The sequence below is a fragment of the Kingella pumchi genome, assembly GCF_022288825.1.
GTDB classification, from domain to species: domain Bacteria; phylum Pseudomonadota; class Gammaproteobacteria; order Burkholderiales; family Neisseriaceae; genus Kingella_D; species Kingella_D pumchi.
In genome coordinates this window covers 13690-37480 of the sequence record NZ_JAKOOW010000025.1, presented here as the reverse complement: position 1 = coordinate 37480, position 23791 = coordinate 13690, and the positions used below count along the sequence as shown (strand labels likewise).

Annotated in this window: 22 protein-coding genes; 1 reads left to right on the top strand and 21 read right to left on the bottom strand. The window is 55.9% G+C overall.

All coding sequences use genetic code 11. From position 1 onward, the window contains the following. Positions 1 to 295 precede the first annotated feature (295 nt). The 18 genes from nuoL to MB824_RS07050 all read right to left on the bottom strand — a co-directional run bounded on the left by nuoL (position 296) and on the right by MB824_RS07050 (position 17010). Positions 296 to 2326 carry an NADH-quinone oxidoreductase subunit L gene (gene nuoL, locus MB824_RS07135; RefSeq protein WP_238747581.1) on the bottom strand — a complete coding sequence of 677 codons (2031 nt, stop codon included), beginning with the start codon at positions 2324 to 2326 and terminating at the stop codon, positions 296 to 298. Positions 2327 to 2611: 285 nt separating this feature from the next. Continuing rightward, a complete protein-coding gene (locus MB824_RS07130; protein ID WP_238747579.1) occupies positions 2612 to 3139 on the bottom strand; it encodes a DUF1697 domain-containing protein in 528 nt (175 codons plus the stop codon). Positions 3140 to 3171: 32 nt separating this feature from the next. Continuing rightward, complete coding sequence (locus tag MB824_RS07125) at positions 3172 to 3588, bottom strand: GFA family protein (RefSeq protein ID WP_238747577.1); 417 nt, start codon at positions 3586 to 3588, stop codon at positions 3172 to 3174. A 360-nt stretch (positions 3589 to 3948) separates the two neighbouring features. Then, positions 3949 to 4254 (bottom strand): NADH-quinone oxidoreductase subunit NuoK, encoded by a 306-nt coding sequence (gene nuoK / locus MB824_RS07120; protein ID WP_009427122.1) that lies wholly within the window; start codon positions 4252 to 4254, stop codon positions 3949 to 3951. Beyond that, positions 4251 to 4916, bottom strand: coding sequence for an NADH-quinone oxidoreductase subunit J (locus tag MB824_RS07115; RefSeq protein ID WP_238747575.1), 666 nt, complete (start codon positions 4914 to 4916; stop codon positions 4251 to 4253). Before MB824_RS07115 ends, nuoK begins: the two co-directional genes overlap by 4 nt. A 426-nt stretch (positions 4917 to 5342) precedes the next feature. Further along, complete coding sequence (gene nuoI / locus MB824_RS07110; RefSeq protein WP_238747573.1) at positions 5343 to 5822, bottom strand: NADH-quinone oxidoreductase subunit NuoI; 480 nt, start codon at positions 5820 to 5822, stop codon at positions 5343 to 5345. A gap of 104 nt (positions 5823 to 5926) precedes the next feature. Next, positions 5927 to 6322, bottom strand: coding sequence for a GNAT family N-acetyltransferase (locus MB824_RS07105; protein ID WP_036496584.1), 396 nt, complete (start codon positions 6320 to 6322; stop codon positions 5927 to 5929). Positions 6323 to 6378: 56 nt separating this feature from the next. After that, positions 6379 to 7449 (bottom strand): NADH-quinone oxidoreductase subunit NuoH, encoded by a 1071-nt coding sequence (gene nuoH / locus MB824_RS07100; protein ID WP_238747571.1) that lies wholly within the window; start codon positions 7447 to 7449, stop codon positions 6379 to 6381. Positions 7450 to 7452: 3 nt separating this feature from the next. After that, positions 7453 to 9711, bottom strand: coding sequence for an NADH-quinone oxidoreductase subunit NuoG (gene nuoG, locus MB824_RS07095; RefSeq protein WP_238747569.1), 2259 nt, complete (start codon positions 9709 to 9711; stop codon positions 7453 to 7455). Positions 9712 to 10000: 289 nt separating this feature from the next. Beyond that, positions 10001 to 10471, bottom strand: a complete 471-nt coding sequence (locus MB824_RS07090; RefSeq protein WP_238747567.1) for a hypothetical protein — start codon at positions 10469 to 10471, stop codon at positions 10001 to 10003. 67 nt (positions 10472 to 10538) lie between these two features. Beyond that, positions 10539 to 11834 carry an NADH-quinone oxidoreductase subunit NuoF gene (nuoF, locus tag MB824_RS07085; protein ID WP_238747565.1) on the bottom strand — a complete coding sequence of 432 codons (1296 nt, stop codon included), beginning with the start codon at positions 11832 to 11834 and terminating at the stop codon, positions 10539 to 10541. 337 nt (positions 11835 to 12171) lie between these two features. Further along, positions 12172 to 12645, bottom strand: a complete 474-nt coding sequence (gene nuoE, locus MB824_RS07080; RefSeq protein WP_238747564.1) for an NADH-quinone oxidoreductase subunit NuoE — start codon at positions 12643 to 12645, stop codon at positions 12172 to 12174. Continuing rightward, positions 12645 to 13901, bottom strand: a complete 1257-nt coding sequence (gene nuoD, locus MB824_RS07075) for an NADH dehydrogenase (quinone) subunit D (RefSeq protein WP_009427106.1) — start codon at positions 13899 to 13901, stop codon at positions 12645 to 12647. The genes nuoE and nuoD overlap by 1 nt, the downstream gene beginning before the upstream one ends. Beyond that, positions 13891 to 14481 carry an NADH-quinone oxidoreductase subunit C gene (locus tag MB824_RS07070; protein ID WP_238747562.1) on the bottom strand — a complete coding sequence of 197 codons (591 nt, stop codon included), beginning with the start codon at positions 14479 to 14481 and terminating at the stop codon, positions 13891 to 13893. The genes nuoD and MB824_RS07070 overlap by 11 nt, the downstream gene beginning before the upstream one ends. 9 nt (positions 14482 to 14490) lie before the next feature. Beyond that, entirely contained in the window at positions 14491 to 14970 is a 480-nt protein-coding gene (locus MB824_RS07065) for a NuoB/complex I 20 kDa subunit family protein (protein WP_009427104.1), read from the bottom strand. Further along, entirely contained in the window at positions 14961 to 15317 is a 357-nt protein-coding gene (locus MB824_RS07060) for an NADH-quinone oxidoreductase subunit A (protein WP_238747560.1), read from the bottom strand. Before MB824_RS07060 ends, MB824_RS07065 begins: the two co-directional genes overlap by 10 nt. 319 nt (positions 15318 to 15636) lie before the next feature. Further along, complete coding sequence (gene dapD / locus MB824_RS07055) at positions 15637 to 16458, bottom strand: 2,3,4,5-tetrahydropyridine-2,6-dicarboxylate N-succinyltransferase (protein WP_238747558.1); 822 nt, start codon at positions 16456 to 16458, stop codon at positions 15637 to 15639. Between the two features lie 63 nt (positions 16459 to 16521). Further along, positions 16522 to 17010: a TlpA disulfide reductase family protein gene (locus MB824_RS07050; protein WP_238747556.1), complete on the bottom strand. Its 489-nt coding sequence runs from the start codon at positions 17008 to 17010 to the stop codon at positions 16522 to 16524. A gap of 269 nt (positions 17011 to 17279) precedes the next feature. On the opposite strand from MB824_RS07050, the gene miaB reads away from it, so the two are divergent. Beyond that, entirely contained in the window at positions 17280 to 18602 is a 1323-nt protein-coding gene (gene miaB, locus MB824_RS07045; RefSeq protein WP_238747704.1) for a tRNA (N6-isopentenyl adenosine(37)-C2)-methylthiotransferase MiaB, read from the top strand. 223 nt (positions 18603 to 18825) lie between these two features. Here miaB and MB824_RS07040 read toward each other — a convergent pair whose 3' ends face one another. The 3 genes from MB824_RS07040 to MB824_RS07030 all read right to left on the bottom strand — a co-directional run bounded on the left by MB824_RS07040 (position 18826) and on the right by MB824_RS07030 (position 23696). Further along, positions 18826 to 21348, bottom strand: a complete 2523-nt coding sequence (locus MB824_RS07040; protein ID WP_238747554.1) for a GIY-YIG nuclease family protein — start codon at positions 21346 to 21348, stop codon at positions 18826 to 18828. A gap of 91 nt (positions 21349 to 21439) precedes the next feature. Then, positions 21440 to 23017: an Eco57I restriction-modification methylase domain-containing protein gene (locus MB824_RS07035; protein WP_238747552.1), complete on the bottom strand. Its 1578-nt coding sequence runs from the start codon at positions 23015 to 23017 to the stop codon at positions 21440 to 21442. Then, positions 23004 to 23696, bottom strand: a complete 693-nt coding sequence (locus tag MB824_RS07030; RefSeq protein ID WP_238747550.1) for an SAM-dependent methyltransferase — start codon at positions 23694 to 23696, stop codon at positions 23004 to 23006. The genes MB824_RS07035 and MB824_RS07030 overlap by 14 nt, the downstream gene beginning before the upstream one ends. Positions 23697 to 23791 lie beyond the last annotated feature (95 nt).

Genomic DNA, 23791 nt, shown 5'->3' with positions numbered 1-23791 from the left:
GCCTGCAAACCCGCTTTCAGACGGCCTTTCGTTTTTCAGGCTGCTTTCAAGGCCGTCTAAAAACGGCTGTTTCTTTCTGTTTCGTCATTCCCGCGCAGGCGGGAATCTTTTTTCGGCTTCAATGATTGGCAGTTGAAACACGGGGTTGCTGCATCTGCGCCAAGATTCCCGCCTGCGCGGGAATGACGTCAGTGGGTGGGCGTCTGCTTGCAGGGTTTCACGCGGTGTTCTGTTTTTCAGACGGCCTTTTTGCTTTCAGGCTGCCCTGCAACCCAAAGGCCGTCTGAAACACCAATTATCCGAACCAAAGCCCCCAGAAAAACGCCACGATCAGCACCAGTACGCCGGTTACCATAAAGGCGGCGTAGGTGTAGATAAAGCCGGTTTGCATTTTGCGCACTTGGGCGGATACCGCGCCGACGAGTTTGGTGCTGCCGTTGACGAGGCCGTTGTCGATGATGGCGGTGTCGATGGCTTTCCAGAAGAATGTGCCCAATGCGCGGCTGCCTTTGGCGAAAACGTTGTAGTAAATCACGTCAAGGTAGTATTTGTTTTCAAACAATACGTACACGGGGCGGAAGGCGGCGGCGATTTTGGCGGGCAGGCTCGGGGCTTTGATGTATAAGAACCATGCGCTTACCACGCCTGCGATAGCGAGATACAGCACGGGCGAGTGCAGGCTGTGCGACACCATCGCCAGTGCGCCGTGGAATTCTTCTTTCATCAGGTGCATGGTGGGGTGGGCTTCGTGGTTGACGAAAATCACGCCTTTGAAGAAGTCGCCGTAGAGCATGGGTTCGATGGCGATGTAGCCGATAATCACGGACGGAATCGCCAGCAATACCAGCGGCAGGGTGACGACCCACGGGCTTTCGTGCGGGTTGTCGTGTTTGCCCAGGCCGTGATGATGGCCGTCTGAATGATGGTCGTCGTGGTGCTCGGGCAGCTCACGCCATTTTTCTTTGCCGTGGAACACCATAAAGTATTGGCGGAACGCGTAAAACGCGGTTACAAACACGCTGGCGAGTACGGCGAAGTAGGCAAAGCCGCTGCCGGGCAGGTTGCTGAGTTTGGCCGCTTCGATGATGGAATCTTTGGAATAGAAACCGGAGAAGAAGGGCGTGCCGATAAGTGCCAGATTGCCCAGCAGCATGGTGAGCCAAGTGATCGGCATGTATTTTTTCAGGTTGCCCATGTGGCGCATGTCTTGGTCGTGGTGCATGCCGATGATGGCGCTACCGGCGGCGAGAAACAGCAGGGCTTTAAAGAAGGCGTGGGTCATCACATGGAACATGGCCACGGAGTAGGCCGACGCGCCCAGCGCCACGGTCATATAGCCGAGCTGCGACAGGGTGGAATAGGCCACCACGCGCTTGATGTCGTTTTGAATTGTGCCGAGAAAGCCCATAAACAGCGCGGTAATCGCGCCGATGACCATGATGACGCTCAAGGCGGTGCTGCTCAATTCGTAAATCGGCGACATGCGCGACACCATAAACAAACCGGCGGTAACCATGGTTGCCGCGTGAATCAGCGCGGAAATCGGCGTCGGGCCTTCCATCGAGTCGGGCAGCCAGACGTGCAGCGGGAATTGGGCGGATTTACCCATTGCGCCGACAAACAGCAGCAGGCAGGTTACGGTAATCAGCGACCACTGCACGCCCGGAATCAGCTCGATGGTGGCGTTTTGCACCTGCGGCAGATAGGCGAACACGTCGGCATAGCGCAGGCTGCCGCCGAAATAGGCCAGCACCAGCGCGATGCCTAGCACAAAGCCGAAGTCGCCGACGCGGTTGACCAGAAACGCTTTCAAATTGGCAAAGGTGGCCGACGGTTTTTTGAAATAGAAACCGATCAACAGATACGACACCAAGCCCACCGCTTCCCAGCCGAAGAAAAGCTGGATGAAGTTGTTGGACATAATCAGCATCAGCATGCTGAATGTAAACAAGGAGATATAGCTGAAAAAGCGCTGGTAGCCGACTGCTTCGTCGTGCATATAGCCGATGGTGTAGATATGCACCATCAGCGACACGCCGGTGACCACCGCCATCATCATCGCCGTCATCGAATCGACCAGAAAGCCGACCGAGAAATCAATGCCGCCCATTGTCAGCCAGGTATAGACGTTTTCGTCAAACTTGGCGCGCGAGCCGTCGATAAAGCCCCACAACACCCAGCCTGACAACACGGCCGACACCGCCACGCCGAGTATCGTTACCGAATGCGCCCCTGGGCGGCCGATTTTATTGCCGAACAGCCCCGCCAGCAGCGAGCCCGCCAGCGGCAGAAGGGCGATGGTGAGGTATAAAGTCATATCAGTCATGTTGTGAACCTTAGGGGTTGAACTTTTAATCTTTCGGAAAAAACGCGGCTTGCTTGGGTTTCAAACGGCCTTTGGATTTCAGGCTGCTTTGCAGGCCGTCTGAAACGGCGGTTTCTTTCATTTTCGTCATTCCCGCGCAGGCGGGAATCTTTTTTTGGCTTTGACTGTCGGCGGTTTCAGCCAAGAGTCTTGTAGGTTGGGTCGAGACCCAACAACGACGTTTGCGTTTTCAGCATTTTGTTGGGTTTGCAACCCAACCTACCCTGCTACGTTTACTGCCTTGCCTTAAAAATCCGCCATCTTACGCAAGGTATTGCCGTTGCGCGTGGTCAGGCTCAGGCCGAGCTGTTTTTCCAAAAACGCATTGCCCAGCTTGCTGCGGGAAGCGTCCTGCGGGATGTAGAGATACGCGGCGCACGGGCGGATATGCAGTTTTTCACTGCCGAAGTCCTGGACCTCCAAACCGGCGGTATCGGCCAGCGGTGTGTTGCACAGCGTAAAAAATACGCGCTTGGGGTCGTATGCCTCATCGGCAAACGGATTGCCGTCCAATATTTCACGCAACTGGGCAGGCGTTTTGACAATAACGGCCAAATCTACATTCAGATGCGTATGCAGCAAATCATGTATCCGCACGGCGGCTTCGTCCGCAGCCAATCCGCTTTCCAGCGCAATATTGCCGCTCTGTATCCATGTCCGCACATTGTCGAAACCGTTACCGCCCAATACGGCACGGACATCTGCCATTTTGACGGCGTTTTTTCCGCTCGGCATCACGCCGCGTAAAAATGCGATTAGGGTTTGTCTGCTCATGGTTTGGTCTTTCAAACGGGTTTTCAGGCTGCCTATTCTGCCGCGCCGACCCACGCCAGAAATTCTTGTTCGGTCATTTTCGGGGTGTCATCCGACAGGTGGTAATACGGTGCTTGGCAGTCGGTAAAAATTTGCAGTTTCAAGGCAAAGTCGGCGTTGTCGGCAAACAGTCCGGCATTGACATACCACGCTTCATCCATGCCGCTTTCTGGCAGCAGGTGGAAATACAGATCGTTGCCGCATTGTTTGCAGAAAGTGCGCTCGCCCCAGTCGGAAGAACGGTAGCGGCCGATGTTTTCTTCACCGCTGATTTGCGGTGCGCCTTCGGCGGTCAGGGTAAACGATGCGCCTCCGGTGCGTTGGCGGCATTTGCTGCAATGGCAGGCGTGAACTTCGTGATTATGCTTGACTTCGAGCGTTACGCTGCCGCACTGGCATTGGGCTTTCATGGCTTTTCCTTATTTTGTGTCCGATTTTCATGCTGCCTTTAAGGCCGTCTGAAAACAGTGCTCCTTCTGTCTCCTTCCCCCGCGAGCGGGAGAGGGAATGACCAAAGTTTTATCTGACGCACCAGCCTGATAAAGAAGAACATTTATCCATAAACAAACTGCAACCAGATAGAAATACTATTGTTAGCAGCAATAAAAACCTCATTCCATTCTCCTTTAATGAAAAATCTGTTTTCAGCCTTGTAGCTTGAGCCTTGATCCAACATGGTTTTCCGTTCGACAGCTTGTTGGGGTTACAACCCCGACCTACTCTGCTATACGGCTTTCAGACGGCCTGCAAAGCAGCCTGAAACCGCCACCCTACCCTTTCAAACTGTCCAAATCGCTGATGTTGATGCTTTGGCGGTTGCGGAACACCAAAACCATAATCGCCAAACCAATCGCGGATTCGGCGGCGGCTACGGTTAGGACGAAAAAGACGAAAATCTGGCCGGCGGTGTCGCCCAAATATTGCGAAAAGGCGATGAAGTTGAAGTTTACGGCCAGCAGCATCAGCTCGATCGACATCAGCAAAACGAGTACGTTTTTGCGGTTCATAAAGATGCCCATGGCGCTGATGCCGAACAGCAGGGCGGCGAGTACCAGATAGTGTGTCAGCGTAATCATGCTTTGTTCTCCGAATCGGCGGTATCGTCGGTTTCTCCGCTTGCGGGGGCGGACGGGGTCTGCACCACGGCGGCCATTTTCACCATGCGCAGGCGGCCTTGTTTGGCATCGACTTTGACCTGGTCGGCGGGGTCGATGCGTTTGGGGTTGGCAGATTTGCGGTGTACTAGGGCGATGGCGGCGACCATGCCGAGCACCAAGAGCACGGCGGCCAGCTCAAAGGGCAGCAGGTAGGTGGTGTAAATCTGGCTGCCGAGATCGCGCACGTTGCTGTAATCGGCGGGGATGTCGTTCATCGGGCCGAAGGCGGCAAGGTTGGTTTTGGGCGACACCAGTATCAGAATCAGGGCGACGGCCATCAGCACGCCGACGGTGAGCGCGGCGGGGGCGTTGCGCCAGAAGCCTTTGCGCATTTCTTCGATGTCGATGTTGAGCATCATCACCACAAACAGGAACAGCACCATCACCGCGCCGACGTACACCACCACCAGCGTGATGCCGAGAAACTCGGCCTGCATCAGCATCCACATCATCGCGCTCATGCAGAAGGTGAGCACCAGATACAGCGCGGCATGCACGGGGTTTTTGGCGGTGACGGTTTTGAGCGCGCCAAACAGGATGATGGCGGCGAGGGTGTAGAACATAATCAGTTGGAAGCTCATAAAGGTCTTTCCGGTGGGGGTTGATGCTTTCAGGCTGCTTGTTTGGGGTTTCAGACGGCCTTTGGCGCTGCTTTGCTGCGGGCTTGGGCGTTTCAGGCTGCCTTCGGGGGGGGGGCTTTTCCGCGTGCGTGGCTGCGCCACACACCCTACGGTTGGTTTTCTGTCCCGTTATTCCCGCGCAGGCGGGAATCTTGTTTCCCCTTCGGCAATGGCGGTTTAAATCGGGTTTTCTGTTGCACTGCCAAGATTCCCGCCTGCGCGGGAATGACGGCAGTTTAAGGTTTCTGTTTTTCAGACGGCCTTTCAGGCTGCCTTGCTGCCGCCTGGCGGGCGGCTGTCGGATTCGAGAATCCGACCTACGGGTTGCAGACGGCCTGTTGGTGTTTGAGCTGCGCCGAAACCCGTGTTGTCTGTTTTCAGGCTGCCTTAGCGGTACGGCGCGTCGGCGGCTTTGCGTTTGGCGATTTCTTCTTCGTATTTGTCGCCGATGGCCAGCAGCATGGGTTTGGTGAAGTGCAGATCGCCTTTCTTCTCGCCGTGGTACTCAAAAATATGGGTTTCGACGATGGCGTCGGTGGGGCAGGCTTCTTCGCAGAAGCCGCAGAAGATGCACTTGGTCAAATCGATGTCGTAGCGGGTGGTGCGGCGGGTGCCGTCTTCGCGCTCTTCGGATTCGATGTTGATCGCCATTGCGGGGCAGACGGCCTCGCACAGTTTGCAGGCGATGCAGCGCTCTTCGCCGTTGGGATAGCGGCGTTGGGCGTGCAGGCCGCGAAAGCGCACGGACTGCGGGGTTTTTTCTTCGGGGAAGTAGATGGTTTCCTTGCGGGCGAAGAAGTTTTTCAGGGTCAGCCCCATGCCTTTGACCAGCTCGCTGAGCAGGAAGGTTTTGACTAGGTTTGCCATTGGGTTCGTATCCTCCGTTTTAGGGGATTTTGGTGTTTGGTTTTGGTTTTGGTTTTAAACTTTGCCGAAACTTGCGTTGTGCGTTTTCAGGCTGCCTTGCCGTGTCAGGCGGTACGTTTGACGATAAAGGCGTTTTCGGCTTTTTCAAAGCCGATTTTCGGGTAGTAGTCCATCGCGGCGGGGGCGGAAAGCAGAATCAGGGCGACTTTTTCGCCGATTTGCGCCTGTGTGCGGCGGACGAGTTCGCGGCCGATGCCCTGATGCTGGCAGGCGGTATCGACGGCAAGATCGGACAGATAGCAGGCGTAGGCGAAGTCGGTAAGCGAGCGGGCAACGCCGACAAGGTTCGCACCGTCCCATGCCGTCCACAGGATGTCGGCCTGATCGAGCATGGTTTGCAGGCGCGGCAGGTCGGTAGTGGGACGGCGGATGCCGGAACGCTCGAGTACGCCCGCAAACTGTTCGGCGGTAATGGTTTTGCTGTTGCTGTATTCGATCATTTGCTTGTCCTTTTTTTCAGGCTGCCTTTTCAGGCTGCTTTTGCTTTTCAGACGGCCTATTTCCACAAGCTCAGCGGCGAGACCATCCACAGCGCCAGCACGACGATAAACACGAAGCTGATCGGGATCAGCACCTTCCAGCCTAGGCGCATGATTTGGTCGTAGCGGTAGCGCGGGAAGGTGGCGCGTATCCACAGATAGCCGTATAGCACCATCGCCATTTTGACAAACATCCAGAAGGCCGACGGCGTGCCGACAGCGCCCCAGCTTTGCGGGAAGGGCGAGAGCCAGCCGCCGAGAAACATCAGCGAAGTCAGCGCGGCAATCAGGATCATGAAAATGTATTCGGCCAAAAAGAACAGGGCAAAGGCGAAACCGGAGTATTCGACATGGAAACCGGCGACGATTTCGCTCTCGCCCTCGGCCACGTCAAAGGGCGCGCGGTTGGTTTCGGCAACGGCGGAAATCAGATAAATGATAAACACCGGAAACAGCGGCAGCCAGTTCCACGAGAATACCGAACCGCCGGCGATACCCTGCGCTTGGGCGGCAACGATTTCGGAAAAATTCAGGCTGCCTGAAACCATCACCACGCACAGCAAGGCCGCGCCCATGGCGATTTCGTAGGAAATGGTTTGCGCGGAAGAGCGCATCGCGCCGAGAAATGAGTATTTGGAGTTGGACGCCCAGCCGGCGATGATCACGCCGTACACCGAGAGTGAAGTAATCATCAGGATATACAGCAGGCCGACGTTGATGTTGGTGAGCAGCCATTTTTCGGAAAAGGGAATCACCGCCCAAGCGGCAAACGACGGCGCCAGCGACATAATCGGGCCGATATAGAACAGCGCCTTGTTCGACAGCTTGGGGCGGGTAACTTCTTTAAACAGCAGTTTGAACACGTCGGCAAAGGGCTGGATCAAGCCCCAGGGGCCGGTTACGTTGGGGCCGACGCGCAGCTGCATAAAGCCGATGACTTTGCGCTCGAAGTAAGTCAGGTAGGCAACGGTGAGAATCAGCGGAATCAGGATGATGACGATTTTGACGACGATCGCCACAATCAGGCCGATGTCGCTGCCGATGGGGCCGAGCCAGCCTGAAAACAGGGTTTGGAACCATTCTTGCATTGCTTAAGCCCTTTCCAGTTCGATGGCGTTCATCATGCCGCCCAATTCGGCGTTGGCGCTGTGCAGCGGCAGGTGGACGATGTTTTCCGGCAGCGTTTTATCGGCCGAGACGCTGACGGTAACGCTGTGGGCGCCGTGTTTGGCGCGCACGCTGTCGCCGTCGAGCAGGCCGAGCGCGGCCAGCGTCAGCGGGTGGACGCGGGCGGCGGGCACTTGGGCGTGGCCGGTTTGCTGCAGCGATTCGGCGCGGCGTACGATGGCGTCGGTGTGGTAGATGCCGGTGCCGCCGACGCGGGTCAGCCCGCTGCCGGCCGGCGCGGCTTCGCCCTGCCAGCTGCTGCGGTTGTCGAGTTTGCCGGCCAGCGCGTCTTTGTCGATTGCTTCTTGCAGCACTTCTTCGCTGCTGTCGAACTCAAAGCCGTCCACTTCAAAAATATTGCCCAGCACGCGCAGGATTTTCCACAGCGGGCGGCTGTCGCCGTAGCCTTTGGATACGCCGTGGAAGGACTGCAAGCGGCCTTCCATATTGATCAGGCTGCCGGAAGTTTCGGTAAAGGGCGCGATCGGCAGCAGTAGGTCGCACACGTCTAGCAGAGTGTCGCTGACATAGGGGGTGAACGCCATCACGGTTTGCGCTTCGCGCAGCGCGGCCACGGCACGGCCGCCGTTGGCCACGTCGATTTCGGGTTCGACGTTCAACAGCAGCACGGCTTTTTTCGGCTGGGCGATCATTTCGGCGATGGTCTGTCCGTTATTGACCGCCAGCACATCGGCGCCGACGCTGTTGGCCGCCTGCGGCAGGATGCCGAGCTTGGCGCCGGTAGCATCGGCCAGCTCCTGCGCGGCGGCATAGATGGCGGCGTAATCGGGATGGTTCTGCGCTTCGGCGCCCAGCACGATGGCGGCCTGCTCGGCGGCTTTCAGGCTGCCGCCGATACCGTTTTCCAAGTCCTGCGCCAGGGTTTTCAGGCAGCCTGCCCATTGGTTCGGATGCAGGATTTGCTGCGCGGCAAGCGGCATATGCAGCGCTTCTTTGCTGCTGGCGAGCACGCTGATCTGGCTGCCGTTGTTGGCGGCGCGGCGCAGGCGGGCGGTCAGGAGCGGCTGCTCTTTGCGCAGGTTGGCGCCGAGCACCAGAATGGCACCGGCATTGCCCAAGTCTTCAATGCTCTGGCCGAGCCATTGCGCGCCTTTCAGGCTGCCTTGCAGACGGGCATCCTGCGCTTGCAGGCGGGTGTCGAAATGTTTGATGCCGAGACCCTGCGCCAGTTTTTTCGCCAGATACAGCTCTTCGACGGTATTCATCGGGTTGGCCCAGATGCCGATTTGATCCTGCTGTCCGTCTTTACCGACGCAGTCCAGCGAAGTGCGCACATATTCGAGCGCGGTTTTCCAATCAACATCGATCCATTCACCGCCCTGCTTGATTTTCGGGTTTTTCAGGCGGCTGTCGTGGTACAGGCCTTCGTAGGCGAAGCGGTCGCGGTCGGACAGCCAGCATTCGTTGATGGCTTCGTTTTCCAGCGGCAGCACGCGGCGCACGGTGTGTTCTTTCACCTGCACAATCAGGTTGCTGCCCAAAGAGTCGTGGGCGGAAACGGATTTGCGCCGGCTCAATTCCCAGGTGCGGGCATTGAAGCGGAAGGGTTTGCTGGTGAGCGCGCCGACGGGGCACAGGTCGATAACGTTGCCCGACAATTCGGTTTCCACCACTTTACCGACAAAGGGCATGATTTCGGAGAACTCGCCGCGGTAGGCCATGGCGATTTCCTGCTCGCCGGCGATTTCTTCGGTAAAGCGCACGCAGCGGGTGCAGTGGATGCAGCGGCTCATTTCGGCGGCGGAAATCAAGGGGCCCATGTCTTTGCCGACCACGGCGCGTTTGGCTTCGGTGTAGCGGCTGGTGGTTTTGCCGTAGCCCATCGCCAAGTCCTGCAACTGGCACTCGCCGCCCTTGTCGCATACCGGACAATCGAGCGGGTGGTTGATCAGCAGAAACTCCATCACCCCTTCCTGCGCCTGACGCGCTTTTTCGGAATGGGTGCGCACCACCATGCCGTCGGTTACCGGCGTGGCGCAGGCGGGCAACGGCTTGGGCGCTTTTTCCACTTCCACCAGGCACATGCGGCAGTTGGCAGCAATGGAAAGTTTCTTGTGGTAGCAGAAGTGCGGGATGTAGGTGCCGAGCTTCTGCGCGGCTTCGATCACCGTCGCACCCTGCTCTACCGAGACTTCTTTACCGTCGATTTCGATTTGTAACATGGTGGTTTCCTAGTTACGGGGTTTTATTTGAATGGGTAATGGTTTGCGGCGGCCTGAAAACGCGGTTTGCGGCGTTCAGACGGCCTCGGGGTGTTTTTTCACTTCGCTGAAACTTGCGTTGCCGGTTTTCAGGCTACCTTACAGCCGCTTGGAGCGGCTTGTCGGATACGGGTATCCGACCTACGGGTTTCGGGTGGCTTTTTTACGTTTCAGGCTGCCTTTGTGTTTCTGTTGGGTCTAGACCCAACCTACGCTTGCTTGACTACTGTTTCAGGCAGCCTGCACAGTGTTACCGCCACCATTGTGTTGAATAAGCAGGCAACACGTGGATGGAATTGTCTATTTTGTACTGTCCGTTTTCCCTGACCAGCTTGAAACGGGCTACACCGTCCGTCTTGCCGAAATCAGCGGATACCGTGTTGCCCTGCACCGTAAACTTGGGCGTATGCCACGTAAAGCCGCCGTTGCCGGGTTCCGACCAAAGGCCGCTGTAACATCTGGGAATCACCGCGCTGCAATCATCATCCGCCTGAAAACGCCCTTTCTCTTGATTCAGCACCGCAACTGCCGTCCTGCTGAGGAAGCGTTTGGTCGCCGTATCGGCGGTTTTTTCATTAAGGCACGCACCTTTGGCGTTGCAGTCCAAAAATCCTTTGACCACTGCAATTTTTTGGGCATCTTCATGATTTCCAGCCAATGCCTGCGGCGTGTTCCATGCGGCAAATGCGGTAAATAGAATCCATGCGGCTGTTTTTTTCATCAGCCTTTCCTTGCTATAACAAAAAATAACTCGCGCCATCTCAAAAATTTCAGGCTGCACTATATGGCTAACACCATTTATGGGGCTTTATCGGCCCGCCGTGTTCGATGTAGTGGACGAACTCGTCGCGGAAGTGCTTGGTAAAGCTGCGCACGGGGAAGACGGCGGCGTCGGCCAGGGCGCAGATGGTGCGTCCGGCCATATTGTTGCCGACGGAATCGAGCAGATCCAAGTCTTCCATGCGACCCTGGCCGTTGGCGATGCGGTGGACGATGCGGTAGAGCCAGCCGGTGCCTTCGCGGCAGGGGGTGCATTGGCCGCAGGATTCTTCGTGGTAGAAATAGCTCAGGCGCTCGAGCGCTTTGACCATGCACACGTCTTCGTCCATCACGATAATCGCGCCGGAGCCGAGCATGGAGCCGGCTTTGGCGATGGAGTCGTAATCCATATTCAGCCCCATCATAATTTCGGCGGGCAGCACCGGCGCGGACGAACCGCCGGGGATCACGGCTTTGAGTTTTTTGCCGTTTTTCATGCCGCCGGCCATTTCCAGGATTTTGGCGAACGGGGTACCCAGCGGCACTTCGTAGTTGCCCGGGCGCTCGATATGGCCGGAAATGGAAAACAGCTTGGTGCCGCCGGCGTTTTCAATGCCTTTGTCGGCAAAAGTCTGACCGCCGTCGCGGATGATAAAGGGGACAGAAGAAAAGGTTTCGGTGTTGTTGATGGTGGTGGGCTTGCCGTACAGGCCGAATGATGCGGGGAACGGCGGTTTGAAGCGCGGCTGGCCTTTTTTGCCTTCCAGCGATTCGAGCAGGGCGGTTTCTTCGCCGCAGATATAGGCACCGTAGCCGTGGGCGGCATAGAGTTCAAAGGAGAACTCGCTGCCGAGAATGTTTTGGCCGAGATAGCCGGCCGCGCGCGCCTGCGCCAGCGCGGCTTCAAAGCGCTGGTAGCCTTCGAAGATTTCGCCGTGGATGTAGTTGTAGCCGGCGGGCGCGCCCATGGCGTAGCCGGCAATAATCATGCCTTCGATCAGGGCGTGAGGGTTGAAGAAGATGATGTCGCGGTCTTTGAAGGTGCCGGGCTCGCCTTCGTCGGTATTGCAGACGACGTATTTGGTGCCGGGGAAGGAGCGGGGCATAAAGCTCCATTTGAGACCGGTGGGAAAGCCGGCGCCGCCGCGGCCGCGCAGGCCGGAGGCTTTGACTTCGGCGATGACGTCGTCTTGGCTCAGGTTTTCGGACAGGATTTTTTTCAGCGCCTGATAGCCGCCGCGTTTGAGGTAGGCTTCCAGCGTCCAGCATTCGGGATCGCGGGTGTCCACGTTGTCGAAAATCACGCCTGTTTGGTAAATAGCCATGGTGCTTGCTCGGTTTGTTTGGTTTGTTCGGTTCGGACAGCCTTTCAGACGGCCTGTTTGGTTTTCAGGCTGCTTTTAAGGCCGTCTGAAAACAGGTTTTCCTACTTCAATCATTCCTGCGTAGGCGGGAATCTTGTTTGGGTTTCGACGGCAGGCGGGTTTGACAGTTGTTGCTGTTGCGCTGCCAAGATTCCCGCCTGCGCGGGAATGACGGCCGTTGGGTGGTTTAGGTTTTCAGGCTGCCTGATGCCGCCTTTGGGGCGGCTGTCGGATTCGAGAATCCGACCTGCGGGTTTCAGACGGCCTTTGGGGTTTTCAGGCTGCGTGTTCAGGCTGCCTATTGCAGCTCGGCCAGTTTTTCTTCGATGGCTTCTTCAGTCATAAAGCTGCACATTTTGTGGTTGTTGAGCAGCATAACCGGGGCGTCGCCGCAGGCGCCCATGCATTCGCCTTCGACCAAGGTGAATTTGCCGTCGGGGGTGGTTTCGCCGTAGCCGATGCCGAGTTTTTTCTTCAGGTACTCGCCGGCATCGACGCCGCCGCGCAGGGCGCAGGGCAGGTTGGTGCAGACGGTGAGTTTGTATTTGCCCACCGGTTTGATGTCGTACATATTGTAGAAAGTAGCGACTTCGTAGGCCTGCGCGGGGCTGATGCCGACGTATTCGGCGACAAACTCGATGGTTTCGGGGGCGAGCCAGCCTTTTTCGGTTTGGGCGATGCGCAGCGCGCCCATAATGGCGGATCGGCGGCGGTCGGCGGGGTATTTGGCCAGCTCGGTGTCAATTTGTTTCAGGGATTCTGCGGATAACATTATCTGTCCACCTCTCCGAATACGATGTCCTGGGTGCCGATGATGGCCACGACGTCGGCCAGCATGTGGCCTTTGGCCATTTCGTCCATGCCTTGCAGGTGGGCGAAGCCGGGGGCGCGGATTTTCAGGCGGTAGGGTTTGTTGGCGCCGTCGGAAATCAGGTAGATGCCGAATTCGCCTTTGGGATGTTCGACGGCGGTATAGGTTTCGCCCTCGGGTACGTGCATACCTTCGGTGAAGAGTTTGAAGTGGTGGATCAAATCTTCCATGCCGAGCTTCATTTCGGTGCGTTTGGGCGGGGCGACTTTGTGGTCGTCGGTAATCACCGGACCGGGATTGACGCGCAGCCAGTCGGCGCATTGCTTGATGATGCGGGTGGACTGGCGCATTTCGTTGATGCGGCACAGGTAGCGGTCGTAGCAGTCGCCGTTGACGCCGACGGGGATGTCGAAGTCCATTTGGTCGTAGACTTCGTAGGGCTGGGTTTTGCGTACGTCCCATTCGACGCCGGAACCGCGCAGCATCACGCCGGTAAAGCCTTTTTGCATGGCACGCTCGGGCGAGACCACGCCGATGCCGACGGTACGCTGCTTCCAGATGCGGTTGTCGGTAAGCAGGGTTTCCAAATCGTCGATGCGCGACGGAAAGCGCTCGCAGAAGGCATCGATAAAGTCGAGCATGCTGCCTTCGCGCCAGGCGTTGAGTTCTTTCAATACTTTGGCGCTGCGGTACTTGCTCGGCTCGTATTTGGGCATAAAGTCGGGCAAATCGCGATAAACGCCGCCGGGACGGAAATAGGCGGCGTGCATGCGCGCGCCGGAGACGGCTTCGTACAAGTCCATCAGGTCTTCGCGGTCGCGGAAGGCGTAGAGAATCGCGGTCATGGCGCCGATGTCGAGCGCGTGCGAGCCGACACCCATCAGGTGGTTCAGGATGCGCGTTACCTCGGCAAACATGGTGCGGATGTATTTGGCACGGATGGGGATGTCGATGCCAAGCAGTTTTTCTACCGCCAGGCAGTAGGCCTGCTCGTTGACCATCATGGAAACGTAGTCCAGGCGGTCCATATAGGGCAGGGTTTGCAGGAAGGTGCGGGTTTCGGCGAGTTTTTCGGTGCCGCGGTGCAGCAGGCCGATATGGGGGTCGGCGCGGACGATGGTTTCGCCGTCCAATTCCAAAATCATGCGCAATACGCCGTGGGCGGCGGGGTGCTGCGGGCCGAAGTTGATGGTGTAGTTTCTGAGTTTAGTGGCCACCGTAGTTCTCCTCGCGGACAACGCGCGGGGTAATCTCGCGCGGCTCGATGGTAACCGGCTGGTAGATCACGCGTTTTTCTTTTTCGTCGTAACGCATCTCCACATAGCCGGAAATGGGGAAATCCTTGCGGAAAGGATGGCCGACAAAGCCGTAGTCGGTCAAGATGCGGCGCAGGTCGGGGTGGTCATTGAAAATAATGCCGTAGAGATCGAAGGCTTCGCGCTCGTACCAGTCGGCGCTGTTGTAAACCGGGGTAACGGTTTGGACGACGGGGAAATCGTCGTTGTCCGCCCATACGCGCACGCGGATGCGCTGGTTATTTTTCACCGACAGCAACTGGCTGACGACGGCAAAGCGTTTGCCCTGCCATTCTTCGTTTTTATAGGTGCTGTAATCGACGCCGCACAAATCCACCAGCAGCTCGAAATGCAGCTCTTCGTGGTCGCGCAGGGTAGTCATAATGTCGATGTAGTGCTCGGGGCGGCATTCAACAGTTACTTCGCCGAAAGCCAGCAGCACGGCGCTGGCCTTGTCGCCCAACAGCCGCTGCACGGCGGCGTGCAAATCGTTTACATGCATGGCGTGCTCCTAGTTGCGGGCGATGGTGTAGGTGCGCTTGATTTTGCCCTGAAGCTGAATCAGGCCGTAAAGCAGCGCTTCGGCGGTGGGCGGGCAGCCGGGAACGTACACGTCCACCGGCACGATGCGGTCGCAACCGCGCACCACGGAATAGGAATAATGGTAGTAGCCGCCGCCGTTGGCGCAGGAACCCATAGACAGCACCCAGCGCGGCTCGGCCATCTGGTCGTACACGCGGCGCAGCGCCGGCGCCATTTTGTTGCACAGCGTACCGGCAACAATCATCAGGTCGGACTGGCGCGGCGACGGGCGGAAGATAATGCCGAAGCGGTCAAGGTCGTAGCGCGCCATACCGGCGTGCATCATCTCCACCGCACAGCAGGCCAGGCCGAAGGTTACCGGCCACAGCGAGCCGGTGCGCATATAGTTGAGCACGGTATCCGCGCTGGTGGTGATGAAACCTTTATTCAAAACGCCTTCTATTCCCATTCCAGCGCACCTTTTTTCCATTCGTAAACAAAGCCTATGCCCAAAACGGCGATAAACACCAGCATCGGCCAGAAACCGGCCATGCCCAAGTCTTTAAACACCACCGCCCACGGGATCATAAAAGCCACTTCCAAATCAAAGAGAATGAAGAGTATCGCCACCAGGTAGTAGCGCACGTCGAACTTCATCCTTGCGTTTTCAAAAGCCTCGAAGCCGCACTCAAAAGGCGCGTCTTTCTCGGCGTAATGGCGCTTGGGCCCCAACAGCGTGCCCAAAGCCAGAAACAGGATGCCGGCGGCCAGGCCGATCAGCATAAAAACCAAAACGGGAAAGTAATTGGCCAGCATAGTGCCACCTTTACTGAATGTTAATTTTCGTAACGCGGCATTTTACCCAATTTCATAGCCTCGTGAAAGTTTTTGATGCGCAAAAAAGCCAAGAAAGTCCAATATTTTCAATGAGATTTTGATAATAACTCCTATTATCAAAATAGAGCTACCCTGCCGCATTGCGTTTCGCCGTTTGGCAGGCGGATAAAAAGTTTACGGTTTTGAACATTTGCAGCCGGCGCCGTCCCAGCCATCTAGGCGCATGCCAAAGGCAGCCTGAAAAATATTTTTCAGGCTGCCTTTTCGTTTTTGCCGGCCAAAGCCTTTTCAGGCTGCTTCAAACCCCGCGCAGCAGCTCGTTCACACTGGTTTTGGCGCGGGTTTGCGCATCGACGCGCTTCACAATCACCGCGCAATACAGGCTGTGGCTGCCGTCTTGGGCGGGCATCGAGCCGGAGACCACCACCGAGCCGGCCGGCACGCGGCCCTGGTGGATTTCGCCGGTGGTGCGGTCGTAGATTTTAGTGGACTGGCCGATAAACACGCCCATCGAAATCACGCTGCCTTCTTCAACAATCACACCTTCAACGATTTCGCTGCGCGCGCCGATAAAGCAGTTGTCTTCAATAATGGTGGGGCTGGCCTGCAAGGGTTCGAGCACGCCGCCGATGCCGACGCCGCCGCTCAAATGCACATTTTTGCCGATTTGGGCGCAGGAGCCGACGGTTGCCCAGGTATCGACCATCGCGCCTTCATCGACATAGGCGCCGATGTTCACATAAGACGGCATCAGCACCACGTTTTTACCGACGAAGCTGCCGCGGCGGGCAACGGCGCCGGGCACGGCACGGAAACCGGCGGCGCGGAACTCTTCTTCGCTCCAATCGGCGAATTTGGTCGGCACTTTGTCGAAATACTTGTTCACGCCGTCGTTGAGCACTTCGTTGTCGGCAATGCGGAAAGAGAGCAGCACGGCTTTTTTCGCCCATTCGTTCACTTTCCACTCGCCCACACCCAGGCGCTCGGCAACGCGCAACTCGCCCGAATCGAGCAGGCGCAGGGTTTCTTCAACGGCCTGCTTCACTTCGGAAGACACGCTGGCGGGGCTGATGTCGGCGCGGTTTTCAAAGGCGGTTTCGATGATGTTTTGCAAAGACATGGTTTTTCCTTGTAATAACAGGCAGGCAGCGTTTTCAGGCTGCCTGCGGGATGAAAAGAGCGTTTATTTTTTGCTGCAGCGGCCGCGCAACTCGGCAACCGCCTGATCGAGTTTGGCGCCGTTCACTTCGCCCAACAGCGCCTGCTGCTGGCCGCATTTGGGCATCCGCACCACGGTATAGGGCAGGCCGCCGACTTGGTTGCCATAGACTTTCATCATCGCGCGGCTGTTGTTGCCGTTATAAATCCACACCGGATAGGAAACCGGCATGGTTTTCAGAAAGGCGGCGACGTTGTCCGCGCTGTCCACGGCGATGCCGACCATCGCCACCGATGCTTTTTGGGCGCGCTGGGCGCGGTACCACTTGCTCATCTGCGGCATTTCCTTGCGGCAGGGCTTGCACCAGGTCGCCCAGAAATTCAGCACCTGCACTTCGGCGGTGAGTTTTTCCGGCGACTGCGCGGCGCCGCTGCCGTGAACGGTAAATTCGTCGGCGGCGTGCAGGGGAGCGGCCAGCAGTGCGGCCAGCAGCGCAGGATACAGTTTTTTCATCGCACCCTCCTTCGGGCTGGAATTGGGACGGCGACATTATATAGCGAATGCCACCGCCGATGTTTTCAGGCCGCCTGAAAGCGCGCGCCTTGCACGGCAAGGGATTGTGCCAGTTGATTTTAATTCTCTTACCCTTGTCCGTATAATCCGCCGCCTTGTCCGCAACAGGTTTTCAGGCTGCCTATCCGAAACATCACAACAGGCAGCCTGAAACTTTATTTTCCAACATCAGCCCCGCGATTACGGGCAACCTGAAAGAACACCAAACCATGAAAAAAGTCTTTATCCGCACCTTCGGCTGCCAAATGAACGAATACGACAGCGAAAAAATGCTCGCCGTATTGGAAGAAGAACACGGCGGCATCGAGCAGGTGGCCGAACCCGACAACGCCGACATCATTCTCTTTAACACCTGCTCGGTGCGTGAAAAAGCGCAGGAAAAAGTGTTTTCCGATCTCGGCCGCATCAAGCCCATCAAAGAGAAAAACCCCAATGTGATTATCGGCGTGGCCGGCTGCGTGGCATCGCAGGAAGGCGAAAACATCGTCAAACGCGCGCCTTATGTGGACGTGGTATTCGGCCCGCAAACCCTGCACCGCCTGCCCAAAATGATTGTGGATAAAGAAACCACCGGCATGGCGCAAGTCGATATTTCCTTCCCCGAAATTGAAAAATTTGACCACCTGCCCCCCGCCCGCGTGGACGGCGGCAGCGCGTTTATTTCCATTATGGAAGGCTGCTCCAAATACTGCTCCTTCTGCGTCGTGCCCTACACACGCGGCGAAGAGTTCTCGCGCCCGCTGAACGACGTGCTCACCGAAATCGCCGGCTTGGCGCAACAAGGCGTAAAAGAAATCAACCTGTTGGGGCAAAACGTCAACGCCTATCGCGGCGAAATGGACGACGGCGGCATCTGCGACTTCGCTACGCTTTTGCGCATCGTCCACGAAATCCCCGGCATCGAGCGCCTGCGCTTCACCACCAGCCACCCGCGCGAATTCACCGACGCCATCATCGAATGCTACCGCGACCTGCCCAAGCTGGTGTCGCACCTGCACCTGCCTATCCAAAGCGGCTCCGACCGCGTATTGTCTGCCATGAAACGCGGCTACACCGCGCTGGAATACAAATCCATTATCCGCAAACTGCGCGCCATCCGCCCCGATTTGTGCCTGAGCAGCGACTTTATCGTCGGCTTCCCCGGCGAAACCGAGCACGAATTTGAGCAAACCTTAAAGCTGGTGAAAGACATCGCCTTTGATTTGAGCTTCGTGTTTATTTACAGCCCGCGCCCCGGCACCCCCGCCGCTAATCTGCCCGACGACACGCCGCACGAAGAAAAAGTGCGCCGCCTGGAAGCGCTGAACGAAGTGATTGAAGCCGAAACCGCCCGCATCAACCAAACCATGCTCGGCACCGTGCAACGCTGCCTGGTGGAAGGCATCTCCAAAAAAGACCCCGACCAGCTGCAAGCGCGCACCGCCAACAACCGCGTGGTGAACTTCACCGGCGATGCCGCGCTGATCAACCAAATGGTCGATCTCAAAATCACCGAAGCCTTCACCTTCAGCCTGCGCGGCGAACTGGTGTGATGGTGTGATAAAAACAGCCGAAGGCAGCCTGAAAGCCCTTTCAGGCTGCCTTCGGCAAACCGGAACCCGCCATGCAGGAAACCTTCGCCCGTATCTGCGAGCGGCTCTCAGCACTTAGCTGCGACAAAACGGATTTTGCCGAAACTGAACAGTGCAGTTTCTCTGTAAACATAAAGTAAACTTCCATAAATAACCGCCATACAGCCGTTACTGGCAAGAACTCTTAATAATGCCGCCTATGCTCCCCTATCGTCAGACTGGTATTGAACCCACCAACCCGTTCACCGTCGTATCGGTTAATCCCCGAATAGTCTAGGCTACTGTCTTCATACCGCTTGAACTTGAACACCGCATCGTTCATCAGCGCGCCGTTGAAAATATTCAGCCGCTCCAGCAAATGGAAATCCCGCACATACAGCCCTGTTACCTTGCGGAACAGTTCGGGTTCAAGCTGGGTGATTACATCCTGCAAGGTATGTTCGCGCTTGTCGCTCAGATACATAAACACAGGTACGCGCGTGGCAAAAGCAATCAGTTTTTCCTGAATTTCTTTGCGTTTGCTTTTATATTCTTTTTCCGCGTCGCTCAGCTCTTTTTTCTCTTTTGCGGTCAACTCGCGCCCCTCTTCGGCCGCCTGTTTTTTGGCGTTTTTTACCGCTTCGGATTGATTGATGATGGTTTCCAAATCCTGATTGAGCGAGCGGAATTTTTCAATGCGGCTTAAGGCTTCCATCGCCTCTTTGCTGTTAAGCAGCCGTTGCAGGGTAACGTTGTCCACATTTACGAGCAACGCACTTTCCCAGCGTTTGGCAAGCAGCGTTGCCGTCGTGCCGCTTAGCGCATAATCCAGCACGCCTTCCGCGTCGATTTCGCGCATCGCGCTGCCGTCGTAAGAAAAAATCGGCAGTACGCTGATGAAGTCTTTCACTTTCTGCTCGGGGCTGGTATTCGGGTCGTTATCCAGTTTACAGGCGTATTCCTGCACCTGCTTCAAGGCGCGGTTGGGGGCGAAATCGAAAATGTAGCATTCGTGTTTGACGATTTCTTCGCGCCGCGCGGCATCGGCGGCGGGGTTTTTCAACACCCACGGCGTTTGCACGCGGAAGGCCGTCTGAAAATAAGTTTCGGGGCTGGAAAGATTACGCAGCATCAATACGCCAGACCACGGCGCAACCGACACGCCCGTGGTCAGCTTGCCGCACGATAGCGTGATGGTTTTGGTATCCAGCCCGCCTTTCATGGCAGCCTGAACGGGCTTTAAGGCTTCCGCGCCGATGCCCGCGCCGATGCCCGCGCAAACGATGATTTCGTAATCGTGGTAGAAGCGGTTTTGCTTTTGCGCGATTAAATTCCGCATCGCAAAGCAGGCGGCAATGTTGGGCAGAAACCAAAACGTATGCTGCAATACGCCCAACAGGCGCACATCGGAAAACGGCATCGGTGGCTTTTCCTTGCCCAGCTTCAAATCGTCAACCATGGTGTCGCGGTAGCTGCCGCGTATCAAATCCAGCCATTTCTGCACATATTCTTCGTTTTTAAAACGTGCATCTTCGCCGCTGCCCTCGGTAGCGAAAAACGCGTTCAAATCAAACTCGTCAAACTCGCCCTGCTCCGCAACGTGGCGGATGCTTTCCGGCAGCGTGTAGGTAAACATCTTCATGCCCGGCAACGCGGCATACGGATTTGCGCCGTTTTCAGATGGCCATGAGCGTTTGGCTTTTTGTTCGTCGGGATAGGTCCAGTTAAAAATCTGCTCTTCGATAAACTCGCCCGACGAAATCGCGCGAAACGGCGTGCCGGAAAGATAGAGATAGTGCGACGTGGTAATCGGCAGCAGCTTTTCGTCGAAATAATCGGGATTGTCCGCCTCCATATCCGCCAGCTCGGCTTCGATGGTTTTAATCGCCGCCTGCTCTTCCTTGTCGAACAAATCTTTGGATTTTTCGCGCCACGCGCCGTAGTGGTATTCGTCGAAAATCACGCAATCCCAATTAACCGTATGCACCTGCTCGTTTTTCGCCTTGATGCCGCCACTTTTGTCCTTGCCGAGCAAATCCTGAAACGAACCGAAAAACACCAGCGGGCGGGTTTTGTCCGCCGCATCAAACGACAAATCTTCTTCGTAATTCGACACAAACTGCCAACCCGCAAAATCCGTATGCGACAGCAAATCCTCGCGCCAGGCCGACAACACGGCGGGCTTGAAGGTCAGCACCAGCACCCGCTTCCAGCCCATCTCTTTTGCCAACTGATACGCGGCAAAGGTCTTACCGAAGCGCATTTTCGCGTTCCATAAAAAATGCGGCGTGATGCCCTCTTCGCGCTGAAACTCGCGGAAATACGCCGCCGTTTTCTCCACCGCCGCCTGCTGTTCGGGACGCATCGGGAAATCGTGCGTGCGCGAAAGGCCGTCTGAAAGCGGTTTGCTCTGCTTTTCCGCGATAAAGGCAGCCTGAACATCTTTCAGGCTGCATCGGAACCACTCGCCGTTTTCGCGAACAAAACCCTGCGCTGCCAATCGTTTGTGGATGGCATGGTCGTCAAAAAATGTGCCGTTGTCGCGCATCGCCGTTTCGTTGAACACAATTTCGTAAGACTGCTGCGGCAGCTTCACGGGATATTGCTCCGCCACACGCTGCGCCGCATCGCGCTCGGTGTAGCCGATTTTCAGGCAGCCTGAAAAGCGCGTGTCGGTATAAGCATAAACGGTAGGGATATTTTTCGGTTGAATGTTCAAATCGGCCATAAGCTTGCTCCGTAATGATTTTTTGAAACGGTGCTGATGAAAAGTGTTTCAGACGGCCTTTCAGGCTTGTTGAAAAGGCCGTCTGAACGGCTTAATCCATCGGGCGCACCATTTTTTCGATAAAGGCAATTTCGTCTGCGGTTAAACCGTATTTGGCGTACAGGTCTGCGTCTGTCCACGGGCGAGAGAAGTCTTGGATGGGGACGAATTGGTAAACTTTTTGTGATGCGTGTTGTGTCGGTTTATTTAATAAAACTAAGAAACGGAAAAATCTGGTTTTAATATAAGAAATAACGTTTTGGCATTCGGACAAACTTGTTGATGGTGCAATAACTAAATAAGTTTCCGAGCAGGCAGCACCTTTTTCAGCAATAAAAGGCGTATTCAAAATCTGATGAGGGAAAGATTCACCTGCGCCATAAGCCATCGTAATCAGTACCTTATATTTATCTAACCATTCAGATCCTTGTGCGATATCATCCTGTTCAATATAACCAACCCCATTATTCCGATATAGTTTGATTGAGTTAGGAAACGGATTATTTTTCCCTTTTACAAAAGTTCTTAATCCAAAAGGTTTTTGCGAACTAACCAATTCGCTAAATTTCTTTTCTTTTTTGGCGGTTACTTTCCTCAAAATACTGATTGCATTGTTGTAACGCACCAGCGTATTCATGCCGTCTTCACGGAGCGGGCGCACACTTTCCGATGTACATACACCGCCTTCGTAGTTCCGTATCAGGCAATCGCCCCTATCATCTCTATCCCAAAGAAAATAATTGACACCGCCTTTAATCTCAATTCCGGGGAAACAATCCGCTGCATTCGGGAAATCGTGAATCTGGCGCAAGCGTGTGTCGCCCAGCATTTCATCACGAAAATCGTCCAAGCCTTTGCCGCCTGCAAACCAGCGGCTCGGAGTAATCATCACCAGATAATGCGGCTGTAATTTTTGGGCTTGTCGGATAAATTTATGGTAAATCGGCGATGCGCTGCCTCCGTTGTTTTTACGTTTTTTCTTTCCAATTTCTTCATTTGTCTCATCATCGGTTTCGTCATTTTTCTTGTCGCCAATCTGATACGGCGGGTTGCCGATAATCACGTCAAATTTCATATTGTTCCAAATCTTTTCGGGGTGTTCGGTGTGGATAAATTCGTAGGCGTGGTTTTCCGCTTCGCCGCCTTTGTCATATTGTTTTTTGCTTGCGCCGCAGTAGCGGCATTTTTGGTTTTCGGCGTTCCACGCGCCTGCCCATTCGTGTTGCGATTGCCAGTTGAAGCGGATATTGCCGTCGGCGTTGTCAAACACGGTGGCAATGGAAAGCTCGCTGTCAGCGGTTTTGCAGCAGTAAAGCGTGCGTCGGGAAATGAGCGCGGTCAGCTCGGTAATGGCGATGCCGTAAAGCTGTTTGCCTAAGATATGGTCGATGCGCTTTTGCAAATCGGGCTGCCAGTCGGCCAAGCCGTCTATCAGGCGGGTGGCGATTTCGCGCAGGAATACGCCGGATTTGGTGCAGGGGTCTAAAAATCTAGCTTCGGGGTTGCGCCACAGGCTTGCGGGCAACAAATCAAGCATCTGGCGGGCGATTTGCGGCGGGGTGAAGACTTCGTCGTTGCTCAAATTGGCAAGGCAAGACAGTACGTCGGGATTGTGGTCAAACGGTTTCATTGCCTATCTCCAAGTAGTGTGTTCGAGGGAATGTTTTTAATGGTTTTACGATGCGGGGAATCTGCCCGTTGTCGGCGGTTTGCCGTTCTGCAAACAAGTTGGCATCCGAGTGTTCGCCCCCTTTGGTCTGCACGGTGTCTTGAAATTCATAGGCCTTGGGCATCACAAAAATCGGAATCATGCCGCCCGGCTTAGGGCTGAACTGCCATTGGATAAAGACAATCGGCAGGCCGTCTGAATCGCGATAATTGAGCGCATCGCCGCAAACAATGTTTTTCGCCAAAACGCGGCGCACGGCATCAAGCAGGCGCGGATAGTCTTCGGCAGCCTGAAACGGGGGGAGATAGTGTTGTGCGAAGGTTGCCAACAGCCGCTCGCGGCATTCGGCGGCGTTGTCGCTCAAAAGCTCGATGCCGTACAGCCCGCACACGGCTTGCACCGTGGCGGGCTGGTATTGGATTAGGCTGGTTTTGTATTTTTGGTTGAGATACGCCATGCGGCGGCGCAGAATCTCCACGAGGAAATTGCCCGAACCGCAGGCGGGTTCGAGAAACGTGGCATCGATGCGCGTGATTTGGTCTTGCACCAAATCAAGCATGGCATTGACTTCGCGGGGGTTGGTAAAGACTTCGCCGTGTTTGGCGACGCGCGCTTTGGATTTGACCTGTTTATCCGACATGGAAGGTCTCCATGCGGCAGGCGGCTAAGGCGCGGGAATGGGGAGAGATGCGCGGGAGTGAGGGGCGGCGGAAACCGCAGACGAAATTCAGCCTA